Consider the following 14,088-nt stretch of genomic DNA (forward strand, 5'->3'; position numbering starts at 1 on the left):
ACTCTTATAGTTTTATATCAAGTAACGTTTCTCCTTTTACATTTAATACCTGCAAAGTCATATTTTTGCCATTCTTTCTCAACACCATGACAGTTGCACCATCAGAGTGATTGCTTCCTCCCACAATTACGGGGAAATTATTACCTATCGACCCTTTAGGATGATATACATAACGATGGGTATGTGCACTGATATTGACATCAAACGGAGCTTTAGCCAATATTTCACCCCAAATTTCAGTACAAGGTTGATATTTATCTCCGTTTCCATAAAGAGGAACATGCCCTAATAAAACTTTCTTCGAAGCTTTCTTAAACGCCTTGCTTTTAAGTTCATTAGTTAGAAATCCAAGCTGTTCCTGTCGTAACCTCGTAAAATCATTCAATCCATAATAAACCCATGTCGTATCCGGTTTATCTTCACCACAATCCAACATCACGAAACGGCTGTCACCCCAATTAAACGCGCCATAGGTTTTATCGCCAACATAATCAAACAAGCTGCGTAACCCGATTGAAAAGGCATCTCGAATTTCATGATTACCGCGAATATAAAAAACAGGTACCTGACTGGCATTCACCTTTTCATTCAGGTATGTTAAGAATGACAAAGCCTCTTCTTCCGTATGCGATTCTGCAACGCAATCACCATTAAAAACCACAAAGCTATAAGGTATATTTTTTACCTGTTCATACAAAGCATCCAATGTTGAGACATTTTTATGTAAATCATTAAATACCAACATTGTAAAATCAGTATCGTCAGCTTTTGGCAAAGTAAAGGAATAGAAAGGAGACACCGCTGTTTCTCCAAACTCTTTTTTATAGGCCTGATAAAGCATTATTTCCTGAGAACAAACACGATAATAATATTTCTGGCCGGCCTGTATATTCTCCAGCCGTATTTTATTATGCAAATCATTACATATAACCTGCCCGTCAACCAAAGTACGTGCACGTTTCAGATTCAATGTATCTGTACCATATTCTACCCAACTATAACACGGTACTGTAGTCTGCCACATAACCGTAATACCTCCCTCTAGCGGATTTTGCAAATAAGGAGCAGACAAAAATATGTCTTCTTTATTTGATTTAAATACAATATCAGCAATAACCGGACGATGATCCGAAGCTACCGGTTCATTACAAACAAAACAAGACAAACGGGTAAATGGAAGATTTTCCGTTTTATATGCAGCGATATAATCCAAACAGCTATCTGGCTCATCTGCAGGAAAAGTAGGTTGCTTCGGGTTTGTTATAATTGTAAAATCTTTCTGGATGTCAGCCAGTAAAGATGATGCTGCTGTTGCATTCCAATCACCGGCGATAAAAAAAGGTTTATTGGATTCTTGTGCAACTTTACGAATTATAGGTAATGAAAGTTCTTGATCAGCAGGTGTAAGAGACAGATGCGTACAACAAAATATATACTTTTCAAATTCCACAACGAGTAATGCCCGGGCTTCTTCCCTGCCGGGAAGCGGAAAACGTTGGACACTAACAGGTTTTTCTTTACTTAACACACCAATCCCATACTTGCCTCCGTTATAATCAATAGCGGGAGCAAAAGTCCGGAACATCAATGTACGTTCTGATAATTCCTGAAGAACATTTGTTTGTCCACTGCGCCCTGTCACACTATCAACTTCCTGCACTGCAACCACGTCCGGTTTCATCCGGTTTATTACATCTGCTATACGCTGATAATTTGTTACATTATCCATACCTTTTCCATTACGTATATTGTAACTCATGATACGCAATGTGTTTCTTTCCTGTTGGTTATTCCCAGCCAACAAGGTTTCACTGACAGGTAACAACAATAAAACAGTTGCAGCCCACAAAATCAAATTTTTCATAATGTCCCCCTTCTATGTATTTGGAACAAAAATACAAAAAATATCATTTAGGCAGACTGCACAACAAGTCTTTCAATCAGGATAATTAAATAATCAAAAAACAAACCTCTATATTCAGTTATGCAAATATTTCTTTTAATACTTGTTCAAAATGAGCTATATCTTCTCCCGTTGTATCCCACGATGTCACAAGGCGAACTTCATTTATCTCTTCATTCCACATATAAAAGAAATATTCCTCTTGCAATTTTTTCAAAGCTTCGGAAGGTATTGTAAAAAACAATTGATTAGATTCTATCTTCTGAGTAAACTTAACCTGGGGATATTGCTTCAGTATTTCAGCCAATTTACCTGCACTGATATTTGCTCTCAATGCATTTTCCAACCACAAATTATTCTCTAAATACGGAATAAATTGAGCTGACAAATAACGAAGTTTGGAAGCCAGTTGTGCAGACTGTTTCCTATAATATTGTAAATTTTCGGTTATTTCAGGGCGGAAAGAAACAACAGCTTCCCCCATCATCATCCCATTCTTAGTGCCGCCAAAACTTAAAATATCCACACCTGCATCAACTGTCAATTGCTTCATCGAACACTTCAAATAGGCACAGGCATTAGCTAAACGCGCTCCATCCATATGCAAATACATACTATTAGAATGAAGCAAATCGGCGATAGCCTTAACTTCTTCTATCGTATAGACGGTTCCCAATTCTGAAACCTGAGATATATAAACTGCCTTCGGTTGAGAATGATGACAGACACCAAAATTGTGTAACCGAGGCTTTATTAACTCTGGTGTCAATTTTCCATCCGGTGTAGAAATTGTTACAACAGCACACCCTGTCATTCGTGCAGGAGCACCACATTCATCTACATTTATATGTGCCGTCTCAGCACATATAATACTGTTAAATGGACGAGTAACGGCCTGCAGAGCTATTGAGTTCGCTCCTGTTCCATTAAAAACGAAAAAAGGAGATGCTACTTCTCCAAACACACTTTTAATTTTATTAACTGCGTCAGTGGTCCATGGATCATCGCCATAACCTATAGCATGATTATCATTTGCATTTACTACAGCATCCATAACTAAAGGATGCACTCCTGAATTATTATCACTTGCAAAACTTCTCATCTTATTCCAATTTTGCACCAAAATTACAGATTTATTTAAAAGTATATCTTAAATAGCAACTATTTAAAACAAAAAAGCCGCCCTACTAACTACAGTAAGACGACTTAAATTATGTTGTGTAATTATTTAACCATGCCTGAAATCTTTTAAAATTTTCTGCAGTTCCTGACGGGCAAAGAAAATACGGCTCTTCACTGTTCCCAGAGGTACATTCAGTTTATCTGCGATCTCATTATATTTATAACCACTCAAAAACATAGAAAACGGTATCTTCAATTCATTATTCAAACTATTAATAGCTTTCGTAATTTCCTGAATCTGGTAAGCGCCGTCCGGCGTATCGAATCCCGAATCATTCACAACATCCAAATTGTACAGATCCACTCCTTGGTCTACAACCGTTTGTGTTCTTACAATTTTATGATAATTGTTTATAAAAATATTACGCATAACTGTCAAAACCCAACCCTTGAAATTGATATTATCAACAAATTTTTCCTGATTATCCAATACCTTCAGCGTTGTGTCTTGCATCAAATCTTGAGCATCGTCTCTGTTTGCTGTGAGCATTAATGCAAAATTCATCATATTTTCTTGCATGCTCAATAATTTTTTCTGAAATTGCAATGCATTCATACTAAGTTTATAATTAAAGGTTAAATACCTGAAAAGTATTATCCTTTCACTGTTGAAGGATGTACAAATGTAAATATAATATTTGAAATAAATATCCATTTGAGAAATATTAATATTAAAAATCGTAACTTAATATTTTAACAATAAAACTTACTGAAAATGAGCAGAATTTACAACAAAACCGGGCCTTAAAATTCAATATTTACAAGTAGAATATTACAAAATGCAACATAACAAAAAAACAAGAAGAATTAAGCTAAATGAGAAATCTATTAACATTCATTTTACTCGGATTATTTTATCCTTCTATTCTATTGCTAACCAACGCAAATGAAAAAACAATCATATATCAAATCGATATAAAAAAAGAAATAGATAATACCACCCGTCTATATCTTAGTAACGGATTGATAGAAGCACAAAGGCTAAAAGCAAAGGCTGTCTTAATCCATTTAAACACATACGGAGGATTATTAGAAGCAGCCGATTCTATGCGGACATCTATTCTTTACAGTCCGATCCCGGTATATGTGTTTATCGATAACAACGCAGCTTCGGCTGGTGCACTCATTTCCATTGCATGTAAAAAGATATATATGCGCAAAGGAGCCAATATAGGAGCTGCAACCGTAGTAAATCAAACGGGAGCAGCCATGCCTGATAAATATCAGTCATACATGCGTTCTATGATACGTTCTACGGCCGAAGCTCTCGGAAAAGACACTATTATACAACAAGGAGATACGATCTACAAATGGAAAAGAGACCCTCGTATTGCCGAAGCTATGGTAGACGAACGAGTAGTAATACCCAACCTGATAGATACAGGAAAGGTTCTGACTTTCACGGCTGATGAAGCCCGGAAATGGGGTTACTGCGACGGTATAGCAGAATCGACAGACGAAGTAATAACCAAATATCTAGGATTCCAAAATTACAAACTTGAATCATATACGCCATCCTGGTTCGACAATATCAAAGGGTTCCTTATGAATCCGATGGTTCAATCCATACTTATTATCATTATTATCGGAGGAATTTATTTTGAAATGCAAAGTCCAGGTTTAGGATTTCCGTCTATAGCCTCCCTTATTGCAGCTATACTCTATTTTGCACCTTTGTATATAGATGGATTAGCTCAGAACTGGGAAATTCTGGTATTTATAGCCGGCGTTATATTAATCGTTGCTGAAATATTTATCATTCCGGGATTCGGAATAGCTGGCATTAGTGGGATCATTTGTATAATAGCCGGACTCACCATGAGTCTTTTGAACAACACAGACTTCAACTTTGAAGGAGTTTCCGGGACCGAAGTAGGAAGGGCATCCCTTACCGTCCTCATGGGGATTGGAATCAGTTTTGTACTAAGTATCTGGATATCGAGTAAAATAGGAACCAAAGGCATATTTAAGAAAGTAGCATTAAATGCAGATTTGGAAAAGGCTGTATCTACTCCCATATTTAACAACTTAATAGGAAAAGAAGGCATTGCCGCCACCATCCTGCGTCCTTCCGGGAAAGTAAATATTGACAACGAATTATACGATGGTGTTTCCGAGAGTGGTTTTATAGAAAAAGGGCAACGGGTAAAAGTTATTCGTTTTGAAAATGCCCAAGTATATGTAGAAACAATATAAAAACAATGTAAAACAGTTAGATAAATTTGATTATACAATCTACTTTATCTAACTGTTTGTTTCTGATAAACAATATGTTTTTCTACGACAATATAATGTAAGGTACCCATAGCCATCAAATCACTTAAAATATTTTTTGCGGTATAGTAATTAACATGAGCAACTCGGCAGAATTGGGCAATACTTATACTATCATGTTTATCCAGCCAGGCAAACAACTTTTCAACAGGTTTGCCTATTTTTAATAAAGTACCTTCCGGCTTCGACTTTTTCTTCCACGAAAGTACCAAAACTTCATTTGCCAGTATATTCTCATCTGCAACACGTATATAGGCTTTATATTTGTCTTCCTTATCCAGAGCACAATAAGGCTTATCCATGCCCGGTGCTATATAAACTTCGAGCACAATTTTACCATTAATATCCCATTTGGTTGCAGTAAAAGGCACTTCGGGACGAGTATACATTTTCGATGCAGCTTCTATCATATAATACTCTTCTTCACTCCTTATACCCGATATAGCTCCGTTGTCTTTCACTCCTATCAGTAAACGCCCTCCATCCGTATTCGCAAAAGCGCTCAAAGTACGTGCTATTTTTTTACTATCACTTACTTCAAATTTAAAATCGAGTTGCTGATGCTCTCCTTGTTCTATCAATGTTTCTATTGGATGCCTCTTCTTCATTTTGGCAGAGTTTTTGACCTGCAAAATTAAAATAAATACATAACTTTGCCAATTGAAAAATCAACGAAACTATGTCCCAAATAGCTCCGCTAATATCCGACCTTGCTGTAATACTTATATCTGCCGGGCTAGTAACCTTGTTATTCAAATGGTTAAAGCAACCGGTTGTTTTAGGCTACATTGTTGCCGGAATACTCGCCGGACCGGCTATAGAACAAATTCCAACAGTATCCGATATAGAAAGTATTCATATCTGGGCAGACATTGGTGTCATTTTTCTTCTTTTTGCCTTAGGACTGGATTTCAGTTTTAAGAAATTAATGAAAGTCGGCGGAACAGCCGTCATCGGAGCAATTACTGTTGTTATCGGCATGATGACAGTGGGTTATATAACCGGGCTCTCTCTTGGATGGGGGCACATGAACAGTCTCTTTTTAGGAGGTATGCTTTCCATGTCATCCACAACGATCATTTTTAAAGCTTTTGATGATATGGGACTTCGTAACCAACGTTTTGCCGGTGTTGTTTTCGGCATATTGGTTGTCGAGGACTTATTTGCCGTCTTACTAATGGTATTACTTTCTACCCTTGCCGTCAGTAAACATGTAGAAGGCCTTGAATTACTTAACAGTGTAATAAAACTAGGAGCATTCCTTCTTTTCTGTTTTGTTGTCGGTATTTATCTAATTCCTTCCTTTTTGAAAAAAGCACGGGGTTTTCTAAATGATGAAACATTATTAATCGTTAGTATCGGGCTTTGCCTCGGCATGGTTATAATAGCAACGAAAGCCGGATTTTCTGCTGCACTCGGAGCATTCGTTATGGGTTCTATCCTAGCTGAAACAGTTGAAGCCGAAAACATCGAACACCTTGTAAAACCGGTAAAAAACTTATTCGGTGCCGTCTTTTTCGTATCTGTTGGAATGTTAATAGACCCAGTGCTATTATGGCAATATAAAGTACCGATCATCATATTGACACTAGTAGTAATGATAGGACAAATCGGATTTGCTTCTTTCGGCGTATTACTATCAGGCCAACCATTAAAAATAGCAATACAATCAGGTTTTTCCTTAGCTCAAATCGGAGAGTTTGCATTTATTATCGCTTCTTTAGGATTAACGCTGAAAGTAACAGATCATTATTTATATCCTATAGTGGTTGCTGTATCTGTAATAACCACATTCTTTACGCCCTACATGATCCGGCTTGCCGAACCTGCGTACAAAATAGCAGACCGGGTCATACCTAATTCCTGGAAAAAATTTTTGGTACGCTACTCTTCCGGCTCCAATACAATCCGGCAAAAAAGCGCATGGGATAAACTTCTCAAAGCATTAATGCGTATTGTTGGAACTTATACAGCCATATCATTAGTACTTATCTTTATATGGCTCGAGTTTGTGGCACCTCTTATCACCAGGGAAATACCCGGTATCAAAGGAGCTATATTAGCATTATGCCTCATTCTTGCTTTGATTTCCCCTATGCTACGGGCTATTATGATGAAAAAAAACCACTCGGAAGAATTTCTACAATTATGGAATGACAGTAAATACAACCGGGGGCCTCTGGTTTCGCTTATCATACTTCGTATACTTTTATGCATAGGTATGGTTATGCTCCCCGTTGCCCAACTATTAAATTTGAAAGTGGGGATTGTATTGTCGGTTGCCTCTGCCGTGATCGCTATAATTATATTCTCAAAAAAATTAAAAAAACAGTCCATTTTAATGGAGCGTCATTTTTTCAGCAATTTAACTGCCCGCGAAACAGAAGCAGAGAAAAAAGCTCCGATCAATCAACGCTTTGCCAACCATTTACTAGAGAGAGACCTTCACTTAGCCGATTTTGAAGTTCGTCCCAACTCACCCAGTATGGGCAAAACATTACTGGAACTCAATTTCAGACAAAAATGCAATGTAAACATTGTAACTATTATACGTGGAAACAAGCGGATTAATATTCCGGGAGGCAATGAACGCTTATATCCATACGACAAATTAGTTGTTGTAGGAGGAGACGACGATCTGGAACACTTCCGCAAGTATATAGAAGAACGATACCGTTTATCCAATACCAATACAATCTCCGGCAATATCGAAGAAATAAATATGGAACAGTTCACCATCGTATCCGGCTCACGATTAATCGGAAGAACCATTGTTGAATCAGGAATACGAGACAAAGCCGCTTGTCTGGTCATTGGTATCGAACGAGGAACTACATCCATCATGAACCCGCCTCCCAGTACAGTTTTTGAAGAAGGCGATATTATCTGGATCGTTGGAGAACGGGAAAAAGTTCTCCGCCTGAGCGAAGGTAAAAAATTATAACTTTACTATTACAAAGTACATAAATCATATAAATATGAAATTTATAGGAATTATACCCGCACGATACGCTTCCACCCGCTTTCCGGGAAAGCCTTTAGCCGATATGGGAGGAAAACCCATGATCCAACGTGTTTACGAACAAGTGCAAAACGTATTGGACGCTGTTTGTGTTGCCACAGACGATAGTCGGATTGAAAATGCAGTAAAGGCATTCGGAGGTAACGTTGTTATGACCTCCGACCAACACCGTAGTGGAACAGATCGTTGCTACGAAGCCTTTTGTAAAACAGGCAATGGATATGATATTGTCGTAAATATCCAAGGCGACGAACCATTTATTCAACCCAAACAAATAGAAACAGTCAAAGCTTGTTTTTCCGATGACAGTGTCCAAATTGCAACTTTGGTGAAGCCATTCCGTCCCGATGACGATTTCGAAACCACACTGTTCAATGCCAATTCTCCAAAGGTTGTATTAAACAAGAACAATGAAGCCATGTACTTCAGTCGTTCTATAATTCCTTATATGAGAGGAAAAAAATATACGGAATGGTTACCCAATCATACCTATTATAAACATATCGGTTTATATGCATACCGTGCAAATGTTCTTAAAGAAATCACCTGTTTACCGCAATCTCCCTTAGAATTGGCGGAAAGTCTGGAACAACTGCGCTGGTTGGAAAACGGATATAAGATTAAAGTAGGAATTACTGAACTGGAGACAATCGGCATAGACACTCCCGAGGATATGGAAAAAGCCCTTGAATTCCTTGCCTCCCACAAATAAGAATCGGTAATAGCCTTAACCAGGCCTATAGCATCCGGAGAACTAAATTTCTTCTGGATGCACTTTCTTTGTGCATTAGTTCCTGCAATCAGGATAAAGACCAACAATATAATTAAGAAAGAAGCAGACTTTACATTCAATTTTATTTTTCTGACAGTTCGTATCTGCAATACCAGCAAACCAAATACTAAAACCATGGCAGGCACCATAGCCCGTATCATTATGTAAGGATACAGATAAGCCTCTTCTTCCGAGATATCATAATAGCAAGCACCCAAAACAGGAAACAAATAACTCAAAACCAAAAGTATCACCCAATATATCCAACGAACCCTGCCACTTTCCGCTTCGTATAGAAGAACCATTAAAGAAAAAGCTATCAGACGTCCGCCCGCCACAAAATAAATCAATGGAAGCACTGCAATCCCAAGAATAAGAGACGCCCACTTTCCTTTTATTTTTGCATAAAGATAAAATGCAACCAAAGCAATCATTATCGACAAGGTGGAAGATAGCGAATTTGACAATTGGCAATAGAATATCCATTCAAATACAACCGGAAAAAGAGCATACAAAATAGCAATATTCCCAATATTGAATTTATTCAACATCTTGGTAATGATAAACCACTCAACTAAGAAAACCAAAGTTATTACACTCGCTGCCACAGTAGGCGAAGAAAACCGAGAACTCAAGAAATCTCCTATAAAACTAGCTAATACAGCAGGTTTATCCAAATAGGAAGACAAATCGGAAATAGGCACCGGAACAGGCATTTGCCCTGAGTGGAACAAATAAAACGGATAGGAATAATTAAAAAACAAAAAACACGCAGTTACAAATATCACAGCAACTACTCCCCTCAACACAATTATCTTTTTTGCCATTATTTACGAATAATATGGTAGGAAAGGCCCAACGTTTTTTTAATTCCAACACACCAGGACCTTATTTCTATTACGGTGCAAACGAATTATCTATATATATTATACAAATTAGGCTATACAAATGTTCACAGTTTTTACTGGAAAATATCAATCATATTTAAAAATTCAAGAAAAAAAGGAGAAACCGATTCATACATCCGTTTCTCCTTTTTCAATTTGAATATTCGTGTCGTACTTTATTTCCTTTTCTGCTGTTTTTGTTTTTCCAACTGAGCCTGCTGAACTTTCTGAGCCTCTTCCAGACGCTTCATAAAGCTAGATTTTTTAACGGGCTTCCTTTTATTGGCTTCCAATTTAGCCAGCAGCTTATCTTCGTTAATAGTATAACGGAATACAAGTGTCTGGATAATAGTTATCAATGTAGAAATAAAATAGTAATATGTCAAACCGGATGCATAGTTATTAAAAATAAACAAGAACATCAACGGCATCATATACATCATAACCTTCATACCCGGCATCTGTTGTTGTCCTGTATTGGTCATTTCCATATTATACTTTGTATATATAATATTGGTAATAGTCATCAACAAACAGAACAAACTGATATGATTACCAAAATAGGTCGAGATTATAGGTATCTGCGTATTCCAGCTTACAATAGCGTCGTACGTAGATAAATCGTGCGCCCAAAGGAAACTCTGGTGACGTAATTCAATAGCCGACGGAAAGAACATAAACAGAGCAACCAAAACCGGCATCTGCAATAACATCGGCAAACAGCCACTCATCGGGCTGGCTCCGGCACGACTATATAATTCCATCGTTGCCTTCTGACGCTCCACAGCCTTATCCTGTCCCGGATATTTAGCATTAATCTCTTCTACCTGCGGACGCAATACACGCAGTTTGGCAGAAGACATATACGACTTATAAGTCAGCGGGAACAAAATAATCTTCACTATTAATGTTAACAAGAATATTATCAATCCGTAGCTATGGATAAACGAACCCAAAAAATCAAACAACGGAATAACAAAATACTGGTTTACCCAACGGAAAATACCCCAACCCAGCGGAACCAGCTTTTCCAGATCCAACTGCTGGTCTTCCACTTTTACATCTTTATCAAAAGATTTTAACAAAGCGAATTTATTAGGACCGAAATAGAAACGGAAGTCTGTAGATTCTTTTCCCTGCAAATCGAACGGAACGGACGTAGTCGCTTTAAACCGCTTCAATATGTCGCCACTGGGAACCACTTCCGAGTCCAAAGTAGTTGCTTCAAAGCCTGTATCCGAAATCAATACTGTCGAAAAAAACATATCCTTATAACCAATCCATCTCAGACGGTTCGGGATCTGCTTGCTGTCGCTTTTAGATTCACTCAAGTATTCTACATTATCGGATATAAATTTATAGTACAATCCCACATAACGGTCTTCAAACTTACGTCCTTTCTCCTGCTGGATAATACCTTGCTGCCACATCAAATCAAGAGAGTTGGTAGACGGTGCCAACACGCCGTTCATGCCTGTACCCTTTACTGAAAAAGAAAGCATATAATCATCCGGCTTTAATGTATACGTAAAGTCCAAAGAACTTCCTTCGCCCGTACTAAGGCGCATTGTTATTGTGTTCGGGTCATTACCTTTTACCGGAGTAAAATACAATTCGCTTGTATTGACAACACGGTTTGTAGCCGTTACCAGTGTAAAGTTAAACTTAGAATCATTTTCATCAAAAAGAACAAGAGGTTTCGAATCATAAGTATCATATTCCTTCAGACGTGCATAACTGACACGTCCCCCTTTATTACTCAAATGAAGTTCTACCAGATCGTTTTCCAATACAGTATAGCTGTCTGTTCCTACCATAGCCTCAGCAAATACGCCGAAACTTTTCTCCAAACGGGCTACACGTACAGAATCGGGTAAGCTTTCTAATGCCTCCTCGGCATCAGCCGTCTTATTTTCCTGTTTTTGTAATTCTTGCTGTTGAGCATATTCAATCTTCGCGATCGAATCATTATAACGGCGTTGTGCCTCCAACTGCTCCGGCGAAGGCTGGTTCAGCCAGCTAAACCCAAATAAGACTACGCCTATTAGCAGGAAACCTATTATTGTATTTTTGTCCATCTATTATTTCTTCGATTTTTTATTATCTACAGCCGCCTTCACAAAACTAAGGAAAAGCGGATTCGGATTCACGACAGTGCTGTTATATTCAGGATGATATTGTACGCCGACAAACCATTTCAATTTCGGGATTTCTACGACTTCCACTAAATTGGTATCCGGATTCTCACCCGTACACTTCATTCCGGCAGCTTCAAACTGATCTTTATATTCATTATTAAATTCAAAACGGTGGCGATGGCGCTCCTGTATATGTTCTTTGCCATAAGCTTCATAAGCTTTAGAGCCTTTCTTCAAAGTACAGTCGTATGCACCTAAACGCATTGAACCGCCCATATTGGTTACATTTTTCTGTTCTTCCATTATGTCGATCACCTTATGGGCCGTATTCGGTTCCATCTCTGTCGAATTAGCATCGGTCATACCCAGCACATCACGTGCGTATTCTATAACCATACACTGCATACCCAGACATATACCCAAGCAAGGTATATCATTTTCACGGGCATATTTAATAGCTGCAAACTTACCTTCAATACCACGCTGCCCGAATCCCGGAGCAATCAGTATTCCATCCATATCCTTCAATAGTTCGGCAGCATTGCTGTCGTTCAACTTTTCAGAATGGAATAAATGCAAATCCAGTTTACGGTGATTATAAATAGCAGCCTGCAACAAAGATTCGTCTATAGACTTATAAGCATCCTGCAATTCTACATATTTACCAACCAATCCTATTTTTACTGATTCCGTAGCAGAAGTCTTCAGTGCAAGGAACTCTTTCCAGGGTTTTAATTCCGGTGTAGCTCCAACTTCCAATCCAACTTTGCGTAAAATTATTTCGTCCATTTTCTGACGTTGCAATACCAACGGAACTTCATAAATCGTAGGGACATCTATTGACTGTATTACCGCATCTTCCGCCACATTACAGAACAAAGCGACTTTGCGTAATAAATCCGTTTTAAGTTCATGTTCGGTACGCAACACCAGCACATCCGGTTGAATACCTAATTCCTGCAACTGTTTTACAGAATGTTGCGTCGGTTTCGTTTTATATTCTTTCGCAGCCGCTATATAAGGCACATAAGTAAGATGTACGCAAATACAATTTTTACCTAATTCCCATTTTAACTGACGGACACTTTCAATAAAAGGCAATGATTCAATATCGCCTACTGTTCCGCCAATCTCCGTAATTACAAAATCAAATTTATATTTTGAACCCAGCAATTTTACGTTACGCTTAATTTCATCAGTGATATGAGGAACGACCTGTACCGTTTTCCCCAGATAATCGCCTTTACGCTCCTTACTGATTACGCTCTGATAAATACGTCCTGTAGTAATATTGTTTGCACGGGTCGTCTGAACATTCAAAAAGCGTTCATAATGACCTAAGTCCAAATCAGCCTCATGTCCGTCTACGGTTACATAACATTCACCATGTTCATACGGGTTCAGTGTACCCGGATCGATATTAATGTACGGGTCAAACTTTTGGATAGTAACCTTGTAACCTCTTGCCTGAAGTAATTTACCCAATGATGCGGAAATAATGCCCTTTCCTAATGAAGAGACTACACCGCCCGTAACGAAAATGTACTTTGTATCTGCCACGTTAGTAATATTTTAGTTATCTTATTATTAGCATATTTGTATTTCAAAACTGCAAAGTTAGTGATTTTCATTTACACATACCAACAAGTAAACCATATTTATATTTTTCAAAACTTATAAGATACATTCCAAAACTTACATTCAACAATGATTGTATATGCCATTATACACACCAATAAATAAAAATATAATTACCCATTAAAATACCCCACCGACTATTTATATAAAAAATCCTGTACTTTTATTCTTTTGACCTAGGACAAAATTAAATTCGCCCCGGGTCAAAATTAATTTTTAGCAAGGTAGTAATTAATTTTGCGCTTGGTAAAAAGAATAAATATCCGTATCGT

Annotated in this window: 10 protein-coding genes and 1 pseudogene; 4 read left to right on the forward strand and 7 right to left on the reverse strand. The window is 37.8% G+C overall.

Annotation, left to right across the window (positions count from 1 at the left end; all coding sequences use genetic code 11):
- Positions 1-4: 4 nt before the first annotated feature.
- From ACYIB7_RS09870 to ACYIB7_RS09880, 3 genes are all read right to left on the reverse strand, one after another.
- Positions 5-1,864, reverse strand: a complete 1,860-nt coding sequence (locus ACYIB7_RS09870) for an endonuclease/exonuclease/phosphatase family protein (RefSeq protein WP_480336929.1) — start codon at positions 1,862-1,864, stop codon at positions 5-7.
- A 118-nt stretch (positions 1,865-1,982) separates the two neighbouring features.
- Positions 1,983-3,005 (reverse strand): threonine aldolase family protein, encoded by a 1,023-nt coding sequence (locus tag ACYIB7_RS09875; protein WP_103982190.1) that lies wholly within the window; start codon positions 3,003-3,005, stop codon positions 1,983-1,985.
- Between the two features lie 126 nt (positions 3,006-3,131).
- Positions 3,132-3,641, reverse strand: a complete 510-nt coding sequence (locus ACYIB7_RS09880) for an RNA polymerase sigma factor (RefSeq protein WP_103982191.1) — start codon at positions 3,639-3,641, stop codon at positions 3,132-3,134.
- Between the two features lie 260 nt (positions 3,642-3,901).
- Here ACYIB7_RS09880 and ACYIB7_RS09885 point away from each other — a divergent pair, with 260 nt between their 5' ends.
- The gene (locus ACYIB7_RS09885; protein WP_480336930.1) at positions 3,902-5,281 is read left to right on the forward strand and encodes an NfeD family protein; all 1,380 of its coding nucleotides are present in this window, start codon (positions 3,902-3,904) and stop codon (positions 5,279-5,281) included.
- A 44-nt stretch (positions 5,282-5,325) separates the two neighbouring features.
- Here the strand turns inward: ACYIB7_RS09885 and ACYIB7_RS09890 are convergent, their stop codons facing one another.
- The gene (locus tag ACYIB7_RS09890) at positions 5,326-5,967 is read right to left on the reverse strand and encodes an AlbA family DNA-binding domain-containing protein (RefSeq protein ID WP_103982193.1); all 642 of its coding nucleotides are present in this window, start codon (positions 5,965-5,967) and stop codon (positions 5,326-5,328) included.
- Between the two features lie 71 nt (positions 5,968-6,038).
- On the opposite strand from ACYIB7_RS09890, the gene ACYIB7_RS09895 reads away from it, so the two are divergent.
- Genes ACYIB7_RS09895 through ACYIB7_RS09905 form a run of 3 tightly spaced genes read left to right on the forward strand, consistent with a single transcriptional unit; the run spans position 6,039 to position 9,321 of the window.
- A complete protein-coding gene (locus ACYIB7_RS09895; protein WP_480336932.1) occupies positions 6,039-8,303 on the forward strand; it encodes a monovalent cation:proton antiporter family protein in 2,265 nt (754 codons plus the stop codon).
- 34 nt (positions 8,304-8,337) lie between these two features.
- Positions 8,338-9,093, forward strand: coding sequence for a 3-deoxy-manno-octulosonate cytidylyltransferase (gene kdsB / locus ACYIB7_RS09900; RefSeq protein ID WP_103982195.1), 756 nt, complete (start codon positions 8,338-8,340; stop codon positions 9,091-9,093).
- Between the two features lie 57 nt (positions 9,094-9,150).
- Positions 9,151-9,321, forward strand: coding sequence for a hypothetical protein (locus ACYIB7_RS09905; protein WP_160034616.1), 171 nt, complete (start codon positions 9,151-9,153; stop codon positions 9,319-9,321).
- Here ACYIB7_RS09905 and ACYIB7_RS09910 read toward each other — a convergent pair.
- From ACYIB7_RS09910 to ACYIB7_RS09920, 3 genes and pseudogenes are all read right to left on the reverse strand, one after another.
- Positions 9,312-9,980 (reverse strand): annotated as a pseudogene (locus ACYIB7_RS09910) (DUF6057 family protein); the annotation flags it as partial. The gene ACYIB7_RS09905 and the pseudogene ACYIB7_RS09910 sit on opposite strands and share 10 nt — an antisense overlap.
- Before the next feature lie 236 nt (positions 9,981-10,216).
- Positions 10,217-12,118 (reverse strand): membrane protein insertase YidC, encoded by a 1,902-nt coding sequence (yidC, locus tag ACYIB7_RS09915; RefSeq protein ID WP_103982196.1) that lies wholly within the window; start codon positions 12,116-12,118, stop codon positions 10,217-10,219.
- A 3-nt stretch (positions 12,119-12,121) separates the two neighbouring features.
- Entirely contained in the window at positions 12,122-13,738 is a 1,617-nt protein-coding gene (locus ACYIB7_RS09920; protein WP_103982197.1) for a CTP synthase, read from the reverse strand.
- Between the last annotated feature and the right edge of the window lie 350 nt (positions 13,739-14,088).

The organism is Parabacteroides sp. KHUB-03, from assembly GCF_056640975.1.